Source organism: Enterobacter cloacae complex sp. IR5441, assembly GCF_049238215.1.
Taxonomy (GTDB): domain Bacteria; phylum Pseudomonadota; class Gammaproteobacteria; order Enterobacterales; family Enterobacteriaceae; genus Enterobacter; species Enterobacter hormaechei_C.
Genome location: NZ_JBMKIA010000008.1, coordinates 169,500 through 186,606, shown reverse-complemented (window position 1 = coordinate 186,606; position 17,107 = coordinate 169,500). Strand labels below are relative to the sequence as shown.

Genomic DNA, 17,107 nt, shown 5'->3' with positions numbered 1-17,107 from the left:
TTCTGGCTACACAATAACAAGGGAAGACTTACTCGTGGCTGCAACCCTACTAGCTCAAAATTTATTCACACATGGTTACGCTTTGGGGAAATTATGAGGGGATCTCTCAGTACTCAGCATCGCCCTGTTCTTTGCGCCTAAGTCAGTGCTTATTCTGGTGCCCATGACGTTTATCGTCTCTACCCTTTACCAGGCCACCACCACGCTGATGTGGGTAATGATGGCGGACGTCGCCGATTACGGCGAATGGAAACAGGGCAAACGCATGGACGGCGTGATCTTCTCCACCTTCCTCGCCGTACTCAAGCTGGGAATGGCGATCAGCGGCGCGATTGTTGGCTGGACGCTGGGCTTAAGCGGCTATGTCGCCAACGCCCCGGAACAGACCACCACGGCCATGTACTGCATCATCGCCCTCTTCACCGTCGTGCCTGGCGTCTTGTCACTCTGCGCGTTTGCCACGCTGCGCTGGTACAAGCTCGACGACAGCACAATGCAATCCATCCATCTTGCCAAACACCCTGTTTAGAAGGACGCGTTTTCCATGAGTGAGCTGATCCAACATTCCAACAGTATCGAATGGCGTTTTGAACGCCAGACCCTGCGTATTGAACCGTGGGGTGAAAACAGCCTGCGCGTCAGGGCCACCTGCTCCCCGGCTTTTGATGACGCCTTACAGGCACTGTTGCCCGCCGCCCCTTGCCAGGCTGAGATTGTCGCCGAAGCGGAAAGCCTGACGCTGCGCAACGGCAATATTACCGCGACGCTGAATCTTAAAGGTCAGCTGGCCTTCTACAATCAGCGCGGCGAACTGCTGCTGGAAGAGATGTGGCGCCAGCGTTCAACGGTGGGTATCGGTGCCAGCGAGAAGAGCCAGGATAAATATGTCAGCGCCCTGAAGCTGGATGGCCGCGAATTTAAGCCGCTAATGGGGGGGAAATATCAGCTCACCGTCCGGTTTGAATCGCGTCCGGATGAACGCATCTATGGCATGGGTCAGTATCAACAGCCGTGGCTGGATCTGAAAGGCTGTACGCTGGAACTGGCGCAGCGCAACTCCCAGGCCAGCGTGCCCTTTATGCAGTCCAGCCTTGGCTATGGCCTGCTGTGGAACAACCCGGCGATTGGTGAAGCCAGCTTTGCAAAAAATCAGACGGAATGGCGCGCCCGCGTCACAGGAGAAATGGACTACTGGATCACCGCCGCCGACACGGTGGCGGATATCACCCGCCAGTATGTGAAAGCCACCGGCACTCCGCCCTCCGCCCCGGCGTTTATCAGCGGGCTGTGGCAGTGCAAATTACGCTACCGCACCCAGCAGGAGGTGCTGGAGGTTGCGCGGGAGTATCGCCGCCGTAATCTGCCGCTGTCGGTGATGGTCATCGACTTTTTCCACTGGCCGAATCAGGGCACCTGGTGCTTCGACCCCGTAGACTGGCCCGATCCTGAAGGGATGGTCGACGAGCTGCGCGAAATGGGTATTGCGCTGATGGTGTCGGTGTGGCCAACGGTAGAGGCGCGCAGCCCTCTCTACCCGCTGATGAAAGCCAAAGGCTGGCTGGTCAGCAGTGAACGTGGCGTGCAGGTCAACCTCGATTTTATGGGCAATACCACCTTCTTTGATGCGACCCATCCTGAGGCGCGGAAATTCGTCTGGGATACGGTGAAGAAAAATTACTACGACATGGGCATTAAGCTGTTCTGGCTGGACGAAGCCGAACCGGAATACCGCGCCTATGATTTTGACAACTATCGCTACCACGCCGGTCCGGTGCTAGAAGTGGGTAATCGCTACCCGCGTGACTTTGCGCAGGGCTTTTACGATGGGCTCCAGGCAAATGGTGAAACCGACATTGTTAACCTGGTACGCTGCGCCTGGGCAGGCAGCCAGCGCTTCGGCGTGCTGGCGTGGTCGGGTGATGTCCACTCCTCGTTCCATGCTTTTCGCAATCAACTCGCCGCGGGACTGAATATGGGGCTGGCGGGGATCCCATGGTGGACAACCGATATCGGTGGCTTCCAGGGAGGGAACGTTGACGACCCGGCGTTCCACGAATTGCTGATCCGTTGGTTCCAGTGGGCGGTGTTTACACCGGTTCTGCGCATGCACGGCTATCGCGAACCGCAGATCCAGCCCCCGGAGCGCTACCGTGACGGCATTCCTCAGTGTAACAGCGGTTCGCCTAATGAGCTGTGGAGTTACGGAGAAGAGAATTACGCCATCATGCAGCACTGGCTTACCGTGCGCGAAACCCTGCGCCCGTATATTGACGCGTTGTACCAGCAGGCTCATCTGCACGGAGACCCGCTCATGCGTCCGCTGTTCTGGCACTATCCGCAGGATAAGCAGAGCTGGGCGTGTGAAGATCAGTATCTGTTTGGCGAAGATCTTCTGGTGGCGCCGGTTATGCAAGCCGGTCAGCGTGAGCGCGATGTCTGGCTGCCGACGGGCAATAGCTGGGTCGCTCTCAACGGTGAGCGCTACGCCGGTGGGGAGCATATCCGGGTGCCTGCGGCGCTGGAAACCATCCCGGTGTTTATCCGCGAAGGAAGTCCACTTATCCAGCAGCTGGTGGACTGACGTCAGGCAAGTGCCCAAAAATAGACAATTTTTTCAGTAAAGCCTGCCTGCCGTCGCGTTTGCGCGTAAAGTAAGCAGGCTTACTATTTTTGGCAAGGATCCCGTCATGTTCGACCCTACTCTGCTCATACTTCTGGCCCTGGCTGCTCTGGGTTTTGTCAGCCACAACACCACCGTCGCGATTTCCATTCTGGTCCTGATCATCGTTCGTGTCACACCGTTGAATACCTTCTTCCCGTGGATAGAAAAACAGGGGCTTACCATCGGGATCATTATTTTGACCATCGGCGTGATGGCCCCGATTGCCAGCGGAACGCTACCGGCCTCAACGCTGCTGCACTCCTTTGTAAACTGGAAATCGCTGGTGGCGATTGCGGTGGGCGTTTTTGTCTCATGGCTTGGCGGGCGCGGCGTGACGCTGATGAGCAGCCAGCCTTCACTGGTGGCCGGGCTGCTGGTGGGCACCGTGTTAGGCGTGGCGCTGTTTCGTGGCGTGCCGGTTGGCCCGCTGATTGCTGCCGGACTGGTTTCGCTGTTTATCGGGAAGTCGTAGTCAGGCTGGCGATATAGCGGGCGGGCGTCTGTCCCAGTCCTTTCTTAAACATGGTGATGAAGGCGGTGGTGGAGTCATACCCCAGCGCCTGCGCCGCCTGCTGAACCGACTTTCCGCCGATCAAAAACTGCAATGCGACAATCAGCTGGAGCTGGTGCCGCCAGCGGCGAAAGCTCAAGCCAGTCTCTTTCACCACCAGCCGCGCCAGATTGCGTTCGCTCATGGCAAAGTGGCTGGCCCACTGCGCCAGCGTCTGCCAGGCGGCAGGTTCGTTTGCCATGGTCTCACTCATCAGGCGAATTTTTGGATGCGGAGATACCGGCAGCTGTAGATGCTCCTGCGGTTGCAGGGGCAGTTCATCAAACAGGACGTCAACCAGCCTTCCGGTAGCGGGAAGAGGCAGTTCCTCCCGTGACCTGTCCGCAAGCGCCAGCACCAGCTCCCGCACCAGGGGCGATATTTTCAGCGTACAGGTACGCGTCGGCAATTCGAGCGCACCGGGTTCAATAAACAGCAGACAGAGCTGCGCGCCGGGCGTCGCCTTGTTGCTGTGCGGCGTTTGTCCCGGGATCCACACCGCATACTGGGGCGGCACCATCAGCATCGCGTTCTCCACTTCACAGGTGATCGCTCCCCCCAGCGCCATAATCAGCTGCCCTTTGCGGTGCTGATGCAGCGGAATATATTGTTCCTGTGCCACCACGCGGATGCGAAAGGCCACCGCCGCGTCGTGCTGGCTATCGGGATCGTAGCCATCGAGCCCCAGTCCGTACATAAAGTTGTCCGATATTAGCGATAAACTGTCATTTTAGCCTGATTTCAACCACGACTTAAATCGGTATGGTATGCGCTCGCCTGAACGTAAGAGACAATAATGACTACTGCTATTCAACCTTCCGGGAAACAGGGTGCGCTGCTGATTGCAGGCATCCTGATGATTGCCACGACGCTGCGCGTCACCTTTACCGGTGTCGCCCCCCTGCTCGATACCATCCGACAGGACTATGGCTTAAGCACGGCGCAAACCGGCCTGCTCACGACGCTGCCTCTGCTGGCCTTCGCCTTTATCTCTCCCCTTGCCGCAGGCGTCGCCCGGCGCCTGGGCATGGAGCGCAGCCTTTTTATCGCTCTGCTGCTGATTTGCATCGGGATTGGCGTACGTTCGCTGCCGTCGGCCTCGCTGCTATTTATCGGTACGGCGATCGTGGGCTGTGGGATTGCGCTGGGCAATGTCCTGCTACCTGGCTTAATCAAACGTGATTTTCCGGGCCAGGTCGCAAAACTGACGGGGGCTTATTCGCTGACGATGGGAGCCGCTGCTGCCGCAGGGTCGGCGCTGATCGTCCCGCTGTCGCTGGGGAGTGGTGGCTGGCACGGGGCGCTGTTGATGCTGATGTTCTTCCCGCTGGTGGCGCTGCTGCTGTGGTTACCGCAATGGCGCCAGAAGCCGGCCGCCACCCTGACCGGAGCGGGCGCGCTGCACAATCGGGCTATCTGGCGCTCGGCGCTCGCCTGGCAGGTGACGCTTTTTCTGGGCATTAACTCGCTGATTTACTACGTCATTATCGGCTGGTTACCCGCGATTTTGCTTAGCCATGGCTACAGCGAAACGCAGGCTGGCTCCATGCATGGGCTTCTCCAGCTGGCAACCGCGGTTCCCGGTCTCGCCATTCCGCTGATCCTGCACCGTCTTAACGATCAGCGTGGCATTGCCGGGCTAGTCGCCCTGATGTGCGCCGTCAGCGCGGCCGGGTTCTGGTTCGCGCCGGGGCTGGCCGTCGTCTGGACGCTGGTGTTTGGCTTTGGATCCGGCGCCACCATGATCCTCGGCCTGACGTTTATCGGGCTGCGCGCCAGCTCGGCCCATCAGGCCGCGGCGCTCTCCGGCATGGCACAGTCGATTGGCTATCTTCTGGCGGCCTGTGGCCCACCGCTGATGGGGAAAATTCACGATACCGCCGGAGACTGGCGCATTCCGCTGCTCGCCTGCGCGCTGGCCGCGGTGGTGATGGCGTTATGCGGTATGCTTGCCGGGCGTGACCGGGAGATCACACCCCGCTGACATTCAAGGCAGACCCGGAGGTCTGCTTTTTTTATCCCTGCGCCGCCCGCAGCATGGCCTGTACCAGCACGACCGGGCGCCCTTGCAGCGCGGCCCGCTCATGCTGGAACAGGGTGAGGACAAAGAAAGGATGGGTTACCAGCTCTGCCGCGCGGATCTCACCCTGCTCGTCCCAGCCCGTTACGCGCATGTCGCCCCGCTCAAGCTGGTCGGCAAACTCAGGTGAGACGCCGTAATTGCAGTGATACCCCTCCTGAATTTCCGGCTTGCCATACGCTCTGGCAATCAGCGTGTTGTTCCGCAGCTCGATCGCATCGGTTTTTTCAACCAGCGAGCAGGTCAGCGGCGCAATGACCATCCTTCCCTCGGTGTCGGTTTCGGCATGGCCTGCATCGTGCCAGCCCAGTACATTACGCGCATACTCAATCAGCGCATGCTGGAACCCGCCGCAGGTGCCGAGAAAGGGGATGCTGTTCTCACGCGCGTAACGGGCCGCAATAAACGCCGCCTCGGTGTTTTTATACGGGCTTGCCGGTACCAGCCAGATGGCATCGTACCCGACCAGGTCTTCGGGGCTGGTCAGCTCAGGCGTGGCGAGCCAGTCATAATCAGCGGTGAGCTCCAGAACCGCAGCGGCGTCGTCAATCGCCAGCGGGATCGCCTGGTGCGCAATAACATCGGGATTGTAATCACCAACCAGCGCAATGCGCAGCGTCGTTTTAACCGGGGAGAGTTCCATCAGAGATTCCTTATGCCGGAGGATTTTCAGATAACATAAGGAACCTCAGACTACCGATCTTTTGCAATTATCACAATACCTTAAATTGGGAGGATAAAAGCCGGGTGCTATAGTGTTGTTGCAGAACGTCGTAAGGAAATGAGGAGGACCCATGATTCAATGTAAACGCGTTTATGAGCAGGCGACCTCAAAAGACGGTTACCGGATCCTGGTCGACAGACTCTGGCCGCGAGGGATAAAAAAGACCGACCTCGTCTGTGATGAGTGGTGTAAAGCGCTAACGCCGTCCAGCGAACTGCGAAAAGCTTTTCACAGTGAAACGATAGATTTCACCGCGTTCAGTGAAGCCTATCGTAAAGAGCTGGCGCAGCATCCGGATGAAGGCAAACGCCTGGCGGCTCTCGCCAAACAGCAGACCGTGACGCTACTCTATGGGGCGAAAAATACGGAGCAGAATCACGCGCAGGTACTGGCGGACTGGCTGCGTAAACTGTGATTAACCGATCGCCAGCTCATCCACCTTGTGTGGCATCTCGTCGGGAGTAAGCGGCATCAGATGTTCCGGGCGAACAAACGCAAAACCGTGCTGATTATCAAAGGCGTAAACATCACCGGTGACCAGCCACAGCGCACGCGCTGACGTGGCGGGTAATTGCGTCATGACGCCGTTAACCGGGTTCACAAAACGCTGGCCCGGCTGACAGAGGCCAAACAGCTCGACGGATTTACCGATATTTCGACGGCCTGCCGCCGTACGCGCACCCACGATCATCGCCATGCTGCCCGGTTTTAACTGAAACATACTTCTTCTCGCAAACGTACTGCCAGAAACTGGCTAAGAATAATCCTAAAGAGAAGTGTATCGCAGTTTTATTGCCGTTGTCATCTGGTCGGTTGCGGGTGATCGCGGCGGTAGAGATCCCATTCATCGATCACTTCCCCGCCGGGCAGTTTGCACTCGGTACGTACGCCCTGCGGGCTTTGAACAGGGATTTGCTCTCCCCCTTTTTCCAGACAGTACACTGACGCCGGGTTTGCCATACCAATAGCGTGCGGCGGTTGAGGCGCATCAGGAGGGGTTGTCTTTGTTGAGCAGGCGGCCAGCGGTAAAACCAGCGCCAGGAGAAGATATTTCATTATCATGATCCTTCAGGGTGTAAAAATGTCAGAGTAACGGGTCATCGCCGTTTTCTCCATGATTTCTCCATTAAACCTGCACGATTCCCCCTTATAGTGATGCCTGTTCTCACACTGACCAGAGAACATCATTCCGTAATCAAGATGTTTTGCCCCGATCTCAACATCGGGGCTTTTTTTAGTCTTCCCCTCATCTGCCTTCAGAAGAATCTATAAAATTAATCCTGTTCATGTTTTACTATGACCGGAGTCTATATTTTCAGCATAACATGCAGATACAGAGGTCTTCTGCATGGGAGTCATCCTGCCTCATGTCAGATATCATTCTTGCCCGTGTTTCAGAAACCCTCTCCACTGAGCAATCTCTCGACAGTCTGGTGCGTCAGCTACTGGAAATGCTGGAAATTGTGACGGATATGGAATCAACCTACCTGACGAAAGTCGATATCAATGCGCGTTTGCAGCACATTTTATATGCCCGTAACAGCAAGCAAATGCAGATCCCGGAAGGGTTCAGCGTGCCCTGGGACGAAACACTGTGTAAGCGCGCCATCGACAGCGACACGTTGTTCAGTAACGAGGTGCCCGACCGCTGGCCGGAGTGTGAAGCGGCCAAAGCACTGGGCATTACAACCTATATGAGCGTGCCGGTTCACCTGGCTGACGGTTCTCTGTATGGCACGCTTTGCGCGGCCAGCACCGCACAGAAACAGTTCAGCGAGCGTGGCGAGCAGGTGATCAGGCTCTTTGCCGGGTTAATTGGTCAGTACATTCAGAAAGAGTCGCTTGTGCTTCAGCTTCGCGAAGCAAATGCGGCGCTCATTGCCCACTCTTACACCGACGCCCTCACCGGCCTGCCGAATCGTCGCGCCATTTTTGAAAACCTTACCACCCTGTTCTCACTGGCGCGCCATCTTAACCGCAACGTCATGATGGCCTTTATTGACCTCGATGATTTCAAGCGAATCAATGACCAGTACGGGCATGAGGCGGGCGATCGCTTCCTTGTACAGGTCGGCAAGCGGCTGACTCACGAGCAAACGCAGGATGAGATTATTGGCCGGCTCGGCGGGGATGAATTTCTGGTTGCCAGCCTGAGTCACAGCGATGATGGCGACGCCAGCAAAGGGGTCAACGCAATCAAAACCCGCCTCAATGGTCTTATTGCGGGCGAATACGGGTTAGGTAATGCCACTATTCTTTATCCCGGCGCAAGCCTTGGCGTCGTTATTGTTGATCCTCACCGCACGGATGAAGATAGCGCCCTGCGCACCGCAGACCTCGCGATGTATCAGGATAAAAAAGGAAAAAGCAAAACAGGCTTTGTCGCGTTAGATTAAAATCGTACACTCTACGGCCTTATACAAACTCAAACAGGTGATGGCATGAGAATAGGGATCCTCTTTCCGGTGGTTATTTTTATCACGGCGGTGGTGTTTTTAGGCTGGTTTTTCCTTGGCGGTTACGCCGCGCCGGGGGCTTAAATGAGAAAAACGACCATCATCATGCTGATTGTCGCCATCGTGGCCGTCGCCGGTACGCAGTTGGGCTGGTGGTAACGCCCAAAGTAAAAAGGCCGCCGTCAGGCAGCCTTTTTTAACTCAGGTCAGATTTAGCTTTTGATTTTTCTGTAGATAAACAGAACAACCAGCGCGCCAATCACCGCGACGACAAAGCTGCCGAAGTTGAAGCCATCAACTCTGCCAAAGCCGAACAGGGTACTGATCCAGCCACCGACGACTGCACCCACAATCCCCAGAATGATCGTGACGATGAAACCGCCGCCATCTTTGCCCGGCATAATCCACTTCGCCAGGATCCCCGCAATCAGCCCAAAGATAATCCAGGATAAAATTCCCATAGCTTTCCTCTCTGTATGGTTTTTGTCATTAAATCAACGACACAGAAAAGGATAGCACAGGATCTGAGAAAGGAAATTTGTGATAGGAATCACACGGTTCGTTTGATTAAAATATGAGCAGTAAAAAAATGCCGTTCCACACTCATCGTGGGGTTGCATCTTTTACTGAGAAAGATTATCTTTCTCATTACTGAGTAGTTGAGCAAATCACTCAGGTATTCAGTACGACATTGCTCACATTGCTTCCAGTATTTCTTGCCCACTCTTGAGTGGGCTTTTTTTTGCCCGAACCCACCAAAATCTGGCGTTTCTTCAGTGGAGGTGAAACGCTATTCTCTGTGGCTACTGAACAACAAAAACGTTGATAACATGAACGTATCAAGCAAGTTTGTCATCTGCCTTAATCTTGTTTCTGCCAGTACGTTACTGCTACTGCTCTCAACACGGTTTGAGTGGTTCTGAGATGAAAGGAGCCTGGCATGGTGGCTTTCCTTTCGATTCCGTGAAGCCTCAACTCTCATACTTGTAGCTTTTATGACCTGTGTTAAGATCCCTGCACCTCAGGACGTGGTGGGACAACAGGAAAATGAAGAAGGCCATTGCCGTTGCTATCATCTCAACCTTTATGGTCGTCCTGTCGCTGTATGCGGTTAACGCCATTATCGCTGAGCAGCAAAAGAACCGGCAGAGGGAGATCTCCCACACGCTCTTAAGCTATTCTGAAGAGTTAACGCAAAATATCGCCAGTACGCTTAAAAATACCTCCGCGCAGGGATGCGATAGCGCCAGTCTGAACGTCTACCGAAAATTAAAGATGCGAAGTCTCTATTTCGCCGATGTGGGGTTTATTGAAAAGGGGAAAATCACCTGCACCGCGTTTTGGGGCAAGCTGGCAAATCCCATCGCCCTTCCCTCTGAGCTGCATAATACCCAGAACGGATTCAGCCTGGCGCAGTTTTCGCAGAAAGATTTCTTTGTCGGCAATGCGACAATCTATAACCACCTTATTATCTTCACCTCCCGTTCAGCCTACGATAAATTTGCCCCCGTTACCGCCAACTATTCGCTTCGTTCTTCCACTAAAGATTTCGGCCGCACCTTTTTCACCGTTACGCCGCCATCAGAAAACTTCAGCCGCTTACAGTCTCTGTTATTTACGCTGGCTGTGACAGAGTGCAGTACACGCTGGGATTTGTGCGTTACCGTCACACACCATGATGCCGGACTGGCTTCGCTCTCCCACGTAGTGATGGTGCTTCTGTGCCTGTTTTTATACTTTATCTGGGTATCCCTGACGCTGTTTTCTCTTCGACTTTATGAAGACCGACGTTCTCTGGAACGAACGCTGGTCAAAGCGGTAAAAGCGAATACCATCAGCGTTCATTTTCAGCCTGTTATTCGGGTTGCTGATAAGAAAATCGTCGGGGTTGAAGTGTTATCAAGATGGCAGGATAACAATCACAAAGAGGTTTCTCCTGAGCTGTTTATCCCGTTAATTAAAAAAATTGGCCTGTATAACGTTTATTATCAGAACATGATAAAGAAATCCCTGGCGGAAATTGCCGCGCTGGCCGCTGAACATCAGTTAATGATTTCACTGAACGTTGGCCGGACGGAAATTGAAGACGGCAAATTCCTGGCGGTATTACGTTATGCATGCTCAGAGAACGCGATTCCCTTATCGTTAATCAAAGTTGAGTTATCTGAGAATGGCGTTTCCACCTCGGCCATCCTTGAAGTGTTTTGTGAGGAGCTTAAATCGGCAGGCGTCAAAATTTCAATAGACGATTTTGGTGTGCAAAACTCTAATCTGGCCAGGCTCTCAAATCTCAAATATGACGAAATCAAGGTGGATAAGTCGTTAGTGGACGGCATCAGCGAGCACTATAAACAGGATATCCTGGTGATCTTCAGCGACGCGCTCGCTAAACTGCACAAAACCCTGGTTTTTGAAGGGGTTGAAAGCGAAACGCAATATCAGTTCATCGCGCAGAGATACCCCGATGCCCTCGTACAAGGCTGGTACTTTTCAAAGTCGCTAACCCGGCACGACCTCGCCAGGCTGCTGGCAGACTCAGCGCGATGACGCGTTATTCATTGCCCCACTGATTCAGGAAGTTCGCAATATCGTCAATGCGCGCTTCGTCTATCTCCGCCTGGACAGCCATCTCCCGCTGCGCCTCTTCACTGATTTCCTCATTGTTGTATAAGCGAGTGAGCAGCAGCTGGAAATAGTGTGCCAGCGGCGTACGCTCTGCCTCTTCTACCGGTTTCGCCGTTTCAGTCGCATACTCGTCGACGATGTCATAATACTTGAGCGGGATATCATGGTTCATAGCGTTGTTTCCGTCTTGTGTGCATAAAAAACGGGAACCCTCAGGCTCCCGTTGTCATTTAACCCAGCGAGTGGATTACATGTTCGCGATAATCGCGTCGCCAAACTCTGAGCATTTCAGCAGTTTAGCGCCTTCCATCAGACGTTCAAAGTCATAGGTGACGGTTTTCGCGTTAATCGCGCCTTCCATACCCTTAACGATCAGGTCTGCGGCTTCGAACCATTCCATATGACGCAGCATCATCTCTGCGGATAGAATGATAGAGCCTGGGTTGACTTTGTCCTGGCCTGCGTATTTAGGTGCAGTACCGTGAGTTGCTTCGAACAGGGCGCACTCGTCACCGATGTTCGCGCCCGGGGCGATACCGATACCACCCACCTGTGCGGCCAGCGCATCGGAGATGTAGTCACCATTCAGGTTCATACAGGCGATCACGTCATACTCAGCAGGTCGCAGCAGGATCTGTTGCAGGAACGCATCGGCAATCACATCTTTAATGATGATCTCTTTACCGGTGTTCGGGTTCTTAATTTTCTGCCATGGGCCGCCGTCGATCAGTTCACCGCCGAACTCTTCGGTCGCCAGCTGGTAGCCCCAGTCTTTGAACGCGCCTTCGGTGAACTTCATGATGTTGCCTTTGTGAACCAGGGTCACAGAGTCACGATCGTTGGTGATAGCGTATTCGATGGCGGCACGCACCAGACGCTTGGTCCCTTCTTCGGAGCATGGCTTGATGCCGATGCCGCAATGCTCAGGGAAGCGAATTTTCTTCACGCCCATCTCTTCGCGCAGGAATTTAATCACTTTTTCTGCATCAGCAGAGTCCGCTTTCCATTCGATACCGGCGTAGATGTCTTCTGAGTTTTCACGGAAGATAACCATGTCGGTCAGTTCCGGGTGCTTAACCGGGCTTGGGGTGCCCTGGTAGTAACGCACCGGACGCAGACACACATATAGATCCAGTTCCTGACGCAGCGCCACGTTCAGGGAGCGAATGCCGCCGCCAACTGGCGTGGTCAGAGGGCCTTTGATAGCAACGCGATAGTCGCGGATCAGGTCCAGCGTTTCGGCTGGCAGCCAGACGTCCTGGCCATAAACTTGAGTCGATTTTTCACCGGTGTAAATTTCCATCCAGGAAATTTTACGCTCGCCTTTGTAGGCTTTCTCAACAGCGGCATCAACCACTTTCAGCATTGCCGGGGTAACGTCTACGCCGATACCGTCGCCTTCAATGAACGGGATAATCGGGTTGTGAGGAACGTTAATCTTGCCGTTTTGCAGGGTGATCTTTTTACCTTCCGCCGGAACAACTACTTTGCTTTCCATTAACCTCTCCTTCGAGCGCTTCTGGTTGTTACTGATCTTATGTTAATAAATTGTAATGAGCCTTCCGATAGTACCTGATTGTCCGACGCCATGAAAGGTCTTCGTTATTAGGCTATAATGCGGCAATTGATAACGCCTGAAAATACCATGACGAAAACTTCTTTTAGAAAACACCGGGTTGAGCGATTCAGCTCACGACAAGCCACCAGAAGAACGCCAGAACCCCAGCCAACGCGGGTCATACTGTTCAATAAACCCTACGATGTATTGCCACAGTTTACCGACGAGGCCGGGCGCAGCACGCTGAAGGACTTTATTCCCGTTCAGGGAGTGTACGCGGCGGGACGTCTGGATCGTGACAGCGAAGGGTTGCTGGTGCTCACCAATGACGGCGTGCTCCAGGCCAGGCTCACTCAGCCGGGCAAGCGTACCGGGAAAATTTACTTTGTGCAGGTTGAAGGCGAGCCGGACGACGCGTCGCTGGCAAAACTGCGTAACGGCGTAACGCTGAACGACGGTCCCACCCTGCCGGCTGGTATTGAGCGCGTGAATGAACCCGAGTGGCTATGGCCGCGCAACCCGCCGATTCGTGAGCGGAAATCCATTCCCACCAGCTGGCTTAAAATCACCCTTTATGAAGGCCGCAACCGACAGGTCAGGCGCATGACTGCGCATGTGGGCTTCCCTACCCTGCGACTCATTCGCTATGCCATGGGCAGCTACACGCTGGACTCGCTGGCAAACGGGGAATGGCGGTATGTTACCCCTAAGGAGAACTGATGTTTAAACCTCATGTTACGGTCGCCTGCGTGGTCCATGCGCTGGGGAAATTCCTGGTGGTGGAAGAGACCATCAATGGCAAAGCGCTGTGGAACCAGCCTGCCGGGCATCTTGAAGCCAATGAAACCTTACGCCAGGCGGCAGCCCGTGAGCTGTGGGAGGAGACGGGTATCCGCGCCGAACCGCAGCATTTTATCCGTATGCATCAGTGGATAGCGCCTGACCAGACGCCTTTCCTGCGCTTCTTATTCGCCGTTGAACTTAACGAAACGTGCGCCACTGAACCGCACGACGACGATATCGATCGCTGCCTGTGGGTGACCGCCGAGGAGATCCTGCACGCGCCAAACCTGCGTTCGCCGCTGGTTGCGGAAAGCATCCGCTGCTGGCAGTCTGCGGCGCGCCTGCCGCTGGATGTCATTGCAGAATTTAACTGGCCGTTTACAGAGGGTGTCAATGGTGGGGGGGCGTGATAGAATACGCCGCCTTGAAGTTCAATGTCGTGAGTATTCCATGTCAGATAACAGCCAGAAAAAAGTAATCGTCGGCATGTCCGGCGGTGTCGATTCCTCCGTTTCCGCCTACCTGTTGCAGCAACAGGGCTATAAGGTGGAGGGCCTGTTCATGAAGAACTGGGAGGAAGACGATGGCGAGGAATACTGCACTGCCGCTGCGGATCTCGCCGATGCGCAGGCCGTGTGCGATAAGCTCGGCATCGAACTGCACACCGTTAACTTTGCCGCAGAATACTGGGACAACGTTTTTGAACTCTTCCTCGAAGAGTACAAAGCGGGCCGCACGCCAAACCCGGATATCCTGTGCAACAAAGAGATCAAATTCAAAGCCTTCCTGGAATTCGCCGCGGAAGACCTGGGCGCAGACTACATTGCGACCGGCCACTACGTGCGTCGCGCGGATGTGAATGGCAAAAGCCAGCTGCTGCGCGGCCTGGACGGCAACAAAGATCAGAGCTACTTCCTCTATACGCTGAGCCACGAACAGATTGCCCAAAGTTTGTTCCCGGTCGGCGAGCTGGAAAAGCCGGAAGTGCGTAAGATTGCTGAAGATCTGGATCTGATCACCGCGAAGAAAAAAGACTCCACCGGTATTTGTTTTATCGGCGAGCGTAAATTCCGCGAGTTCCTGGGGCGCTACCTGCCTGCACAGCCGGGCAAAATCGTCACCGTTGACGGCGATGAGATTGGTCAGCACCAGGGGCTGATGTACCACACTCTCGGCCAGCGTAAAGGTCTGGGAATCGGCGGCACCAAAGAGGGCAGCGAAGATCCGTGGTACGTGGTCGACAAAGACGTCGAAAACAATATTCTGGTTGTGGCTCAGGGTCACGACCACCCGCGCCTGATGTCCGTTGGACTGATCGCGCAACAGCTGCACTGGGTCGATCGCGAGCCGCTGAAAGGCACGCTACGCTGCACAGTGAAAACGCGCTACCGCCAGACGGACATCCCTTGCACCGTAACCGCACTGGATGACGATCGCATTGACGTGCGTTTCGACGAGCCGGTTTCCGCCGTTACCCCTGGCCAGTCTGCTGTTTTCTACAGCGGCGAAATTTGCCTCGGCGGTGGGATCATTGAACAGCGCCTGCCGCTGCCTGCTGTTTAAACCGTTTGCACACATAAAGGAGACCGTGTGGCGAAGAACTATTATGACATCACCCTGGCGCTGGCGGGAATTTGCCAGTCAGCCCGTCTGGTGCAACAGCTGGCGCATCAGGGTCATTGCGACGCTGATGCCCTGCACGTTTCACTCAACAGCGTTATCGATCTTAACCCAGGCTCCACGCTGGGCGTCTTTGGCGGCAGTGAAACCAATCTTCGTCTCGGTCTTGAAACTCTGCTCGGCGTGCTCAACGCCAGCAACCGTCAGGGGTTGAACGCGGAACTGACCCGCTACACCTTAAGCCTGATGGTGCTGGAACGTAAGCTTAATGCGGCAAAAGGCGCAATGAATACCCTGGGCGACCGCATCGCCGGGCTACAGCGCCAGCTCGACCACTTTGACCTCCAGTCTGAGACCCTGCTCAGCGCGATGGCCGGTATCTACGTTGACGTGATTAGCCCGCTCGGCCCGCGTATTCAGGTCACCGGTTCGCCTGCCGTATTGCAAAGCCCACAGGTACAGGCGAAGGTACGCGCTTCGCTGCTGGCAGGCATCCGTGCCGCCGTGCTGTGGCAACAGGTCGGCGGTGGCCGCCTACAGTTAATGTTTTCTCGTCATCGCCTGACGACTCAGGCAAAACAAATTCTTGCTCATTGTTAACCTCCCGGAGTTGCGAATTATGGAATTATCCTCACTGACCGCCGTATCCCCTGTCGATGGACGCTACGGCGATAAAGTCAGCGCGCTGCGCGGGATCTTCAGCGAATATGGCCTGCTGAAGTTCCGTGTTCAGGTTGAAGTACGCTGGCTGCAAAAGCTGGCCGCCCAGACAGCAATCAAGGAAGTTCCTGCTTTTGACGCAAAGGCAAACGATTACCTTGATAAAATCGTTGCTGAGTTCAGCGAAGAAGATGCCGCGCGCATTAAAACCATCGAACGCACCACCAACCACGACGTGAAAGCGGTTGAATACTTCCTGAAAGAGAAAGTGGCAAGCGTCCCTGCCCTGCACGCGGTATCTGAATTTATTCACTTCGCCTGTACGTCTGAAGATATTAACAACCTGTCTCACGCACTGATGCTCTCTACCGCGCGGAAAGAGGTAGTACTCCCTTACTGGCGTAAAATCATTGATGCGGTGAAAGCGCTGTCCGTGGAATACCGCGACATTCCGCTGCTGTCCCGTACTCACGGCCAGCCAGCAACCCCATCCACCATGGGTAAAGAGATGGCGAACGTGGCGTACCGCATGGAACGCCAGTATCGTCAGCTGGAGCAGGTTGAGATCCTCGGCAAAATCAACGGCGCGGTGGGTAACTACAACGCCCACATCGCCGCGTACCCGGAAGTGGACTGGCACCAGTTCAGCGAAGAGTTTGTGACCTCTCTGGGGATCCAGTGGAACCCGTACACCACCCAGATTGAGCCGCACGACTACATCGCCGAGCTGTTTGACTGCATTGCGCGCTTCAACACCATCCTGATCGACTTCGATCGTGACGTATGGGGTTACATCGCCCTGAACCACTTCAAGCAGAAGACCATCGCCGGGGAAATCGGTTCGTCCACCATGCCGCACAAAGTGAACCCAATCGACTTCGAAAACTCCGAAGGTAACCTGGGTCTGGCGAATGCCGTGTTGCAGCATATGGCGAGCAAGCTGCCGGTATCCCGCTGGCAGCGCGACCTGACTGACTCCACGGTGCTGCGTAACCTGGGCGTAGGTATTGGCTACGCGCTGATCGCCTACCAGTCCACCCTGAAAGGTGTGAGCAAACTGGAAGTTAACCGCGACCGTCTGCTGGACGAGCTGGATCACAACTGGGAAGTGCTGGCGGAGCCGATTCAGACCGTGATGCGTCGTTACGGCATCGAAAAACCGTACGAGAAACTCAAAGAGCTGACCCGCGGTAAACGCGTTGATGCTGAAGGTATGAAACAGTTTATCGACGGTCTGGCGCTGCCAGAAGAAGAAAAAGCGCGCCTGAAAGAGATGACCCCGGCAAACTATATTGGCCGTGCCATCGCTATGGTTGACGAGCTGAAGTAATCGCCCTTCCCCCTTTCCACCCGGAAAGGGGGCTGCTTTACATCATCGAGCCGACATTT

23 protein-coding genes are annotated in these 17,107 nt (G+C 54.9%); 16 read left to right on the top strand and 7 right to left on the bottom strand.

What is annotated here, in order from left to right; translation table 11 throughout:
* The 4 genes from ACOTX5_RS11890 to ACOTX5_RS11875 form a co-directional block, all read left to right on the top strand.
* Positions 1-97, top strand: a 97-nt coding sequence (locus ACOTX5_RS11890; RefSeq protein ID WP_035294458.1) for a hypothetical protein, incomplete at its 5' end; no start/stop codon positions are given.
* 66 nt (positions 98-163) lie between these two features.
* Positions 164-529, top strand: a complete 366-nt coding sequence (locus ACOTX5_RS11885; protein WP_063859033.1) for an MFS transporter — start codon at positions 164-166, stop codon at positions 527-529.
* A 15-nt stretch (positions 530-544) separates the two neighbouring features.
* Positions 545-2,581: a TIM-barrel domain-containing protein gene (locus tag ACOTX5_RS11880; protein ID WP_047727480.1), complete on the top strand. Its 2,037-nt coding sequence runs from the start codon at positions 545-547 to the stop codon at positions 2,579-2,581.
* A 106-nt stretch (positions 2,582-2,687) separates the two neighbouring features.
* Positions 2,688-3,134, top strand: a complete 447-nt coding sequence (locus tag ACOTX5_RS11875; protein WP_003857881.1) for a DUF441 domain-containing protein — start codon at positions 2,688-2,690, stop codon at positions 3,132-3,134.
* On the opposite strand, the gene ACOTX5_RS11870 is transcribed toward ACOTX5_RS11875, so the two are convergent.
* On the bottom strand, positions 3,118-3,909 hold the full coding sequence (locus ACOTX5_RS11870; protein ID WP_017384695.1) for an AraC family transcriptional regulator: 792 nt from the start codon (positions 3,907-3,909) through the stop codon (positions 3,118-3,120). The two genes, ACOTX5_RS11875 and ACOTX5_RS11870, sit on opposite strands and share 17 nt — an antisense overlap.
* A 99-nt stretch (positions 3,910-4,008) precedes the next feature.
* On the opposite strand from ACOTX5_RS11870, the gene ACOTX5_RS11865 reads away from it, so the two are divergent.
* Positions 4,009-5,196 carry a CynX/NimT family MFS transporter gene (locus ACOTX5_RS11865; protein ID WP_017384696.1) on the top strand — a complete coding sequence of 396 codons (1,188 nt, stop codon included), beginning with the start codon at positions 4,009-4,011 and terminating at the stop codon, positions 5,194-5,196.
* A gap of 31 nt (positions 5,197-5,227) precedes the next feature.
* Here the strand turns inward: ACOTX5_RS11865 and ACOTX5_RS11860 are convergent, their stop codons facing one another.
* The gene (locus tag ACOTX5_RS11860; RefSeq protein WP_045911629.1) at positions 5,228-5,935 is read right to left on the bottom strand and encodes a CTP synthase C-terminal region-related (seleno)protein; all 708 of its coding nucleotides are present in this window, start codon (positions 5,933-5,935) and stop codon (positions 5,228-5,230) included.
* 151 nt (positions 5,936-6,086) lie between these two features.
* Between ACOTX5_RS11860 and ACOTX5_RS11855 the strand changes: the two genes are divergently transcribed.
* A complete protein-coding gene (locus ACOTX5_RS11855; protein ID WP_032653239.1) occupies positions 6,087-6,431 on the top strand; it encodes a DUF488 domain-containing protein in 345 nt (114 codons plus the stop codon).
* Here the strand turns inward: ACOTX5_RS11855 and ACOTX5_RS11850 are convergent, their stop codons facing one another.
* Together ACOTX5_RS11850 and ACOTX5_RS11845 are read right to left on the bottom strand one after the other, a co-directional pair.
* Entirely contained in the window at positions 6,432-6,737 is a 306-nt protein-coding gene (locus ACOTX5_RS11850) for a periplasmic protein (protein WP_045911628.1), read from the bottom strand. It lies immediately after the preceding gene.
* An 80-nt stretch (positions 6,738-6,817) separates the two neighbouring features.
* A complete protein-coding gene (locus ACOTX5_RS11845) occupies positions 6,818-7,072 on the bottom strand; it encodes a DUF333 domain-containing protein (RefSeq protein ID WP_015570791.1) in 255 nt (84 codons plus the stop codon).
* A 311-nt stretch (positions 7,073-7,383) separates the two neighbouring features.
* Here ACOTX5_RS11845 and ACOTX5_RS11840 point away from each other — a divergent pair, with 311 nt between their 5' ends.
* From ACOTX5_RS11840 to yoaJ, 3 genes are read left to right on the top strand one after another with little or no spacing between them, the layout of a single operon-like run.
* A complete protein-coding gene (locus ACOTX5_RS11840; RefSeq protein ID WP_045911627.1) occupies positions 7,384-8,412 on the top strand; it encodes a sensor domain-containing diguanylate cyclase in 1,029 nt (342 codons plus the stop codon).
* Between the two features lie 45 nt (positions 8,413-8,457).
* Positions 8,458-8,556 carry a YoaK family small membrane protein gene (locus ACOTX5_RS11835; protein ID WP_015570793.1) on the top strand — a complete coding sequence of 33 codons (99 nt, stop codon included), beginning with the start codon at positions 8,458-8,460 and terminating at the stop codon, positions 8,554-8,556.
* A complete protein-coding gene (yoaJ, locus tag ACOTX5_RS11830) occupies positions 8,557-8,631 on the top strand; it encodes a protein YoaJ (protein WP_015570794.1) in 75 nt (24 codons plus the stop codon).
* Between the two features lie 53 nt (positions 8,632-8,684).
* On the opposite strand, the gene ACOTX5_RS11825 is transcribed toward yoaJ, so the two are convergent.
* On the bottom strand, positions 8,685-8,933 hold the full coding sequence (locus ACOTX5_RS11825) for a GlsB/YeaQ/YmgE family stress response membrane protein (RefSeq protein WP_003857896.1): 249 nt from the start codon (positions 8,931-8,933) through the stop codon (positions 8,685-8,687).
* Positions 8,934-9,302: 369 nt separating this feature from the next.
* Between ACOTX5_RS11825 and yncL the strand changes: the two genes are divergently transcribed.
* Together yncL and ACOTX5_RS11815 are read left to right on the top strand one after the other, a co-directional pair.
* On the top strand, positions 9,303-9,395 hold the full coding sequence (yncL, locus tag ACOTX5_RS11820; protein WP_071524166.1) for a stress response membrane protein YncL: 93 nt from the start codon (positions 9,303-9,305) through the stop codon (positions 9,393-9,395).
* A 124-nt stretch (positions 9,396-9,519) separates the two neighbouring features.
* Entirely contained in the window at positions 9,520-11,019 is a 1,500-nt protein-coding gene (locus ACOTX5_RS11815; RefSeq protein ID WP_045911626.1) for an EAL domain-containing protein, read from the top strand.
* Between the two features lie 4 nt (positions 11,020-11,023).
* On the opposite strand, the gene ACOTX5_RS11810 is transcribed toward ACOTX5_RS11815, so the two are convergent.
* Both ACOTX5_RS11810 and icd read right to left on the bottom strand, forming a co-directional pair.
* Positions 11,024-11,269: a YmjA family protein gene (locus ACOTX5_RS11810; RefSeq protein WP_015570796.1), complete on the bottom strand. Its 246-nt coding sequence runs from the start codon at positions 11,267-11,269 to the stop codon at positions 11,024-11,026.
* 75 nt (positions 11,270-11,344) lie between these two features.
* Positions 11,345-12,595 carry an NADP-dependent isocitrate dehydrogenase gene (gene icd, locus ACOTX5_RS11805; protein WP_003857898.1) on the bottom strand — a complete coding sequence of 417 codons (1,251 nt, stop codon included), beginning with the start codon at positions 12,593-12,595 and terminating at the stop codon, positions 11,345-11,347.
* A gap of 117 nt (positions 12,596-12,712) precedes the next feature.
* Between icd and rluE the strand changes: the two genes are divergently transcribed.
* The 5 genes from rluE to purB are packed head-to-tail and all read left to right on the top strand — an operon-like array spanning position 12,713 to position 17,048.
* Complete coding sequence (gene rluE / locus ACOTX5_RS11800) at positions 12,713-13,375, top strand: 23S rRNA pseudouridine(2457) synthase RluE (RefSeq protein WP_045911625.1); 663 nt, start codon at positions 12,713-12,715, stop codon at positions 13,373-13,375.
* On the top strand, positions 13,375-13,848 hold the full coding sequence (locus ACOTX5_RS11795; RefSeq protein WP_045911624.1) for an NUDIX domain-containing protein: 474 nt from the start codon (positions 13,375-13,377) through the stop codon (positions 13,846-13,848). The genes rluE and ACOTX5_RS11795 overlap by 1 nt, the downstream gene beginning before the upstream one ends.
* Before the next feature lie 40 nt (positions 13,849-13,888).
* Positions 13,889-15,001 (top strand): tRNA 2-thiouridine(34) synthase MnmA, encoded by a 1,113-nt coding sequence (gene mnmA, locus ACOTX5_RS11790; protein ID WP_032103856.1) that lies wholly within the window; start codon positions 13,889-13,891, stop codon positions 14,999-15,001.
* Between the two features lie 27 nt (positions 15,002-15,028).
* Entirely contained in the window at positions 15,029-15,658 is a 630-nt protein-coding gene (hflD, locus tag ACOTX5_RS11785; RefSeq protein ID WP_006809213.1) for a high frequency lysogenization protein HflD, read from the top strand.
* A gap of 19 nt (positions 15,659-15,677) precedes the next feature.
* A complete protein-coding gene (gene purB, locus ACOTX5_RS11780) occupies positions 15,678-17,048 on the top strand; it encodes an adenylosuccinate lyase (RefSeq protein WP_017693620.1) in 1,371 nt (456 codons plus the stop codon).
* Positions 17,049-17,107: the final 59 nt, after the last annotated feature.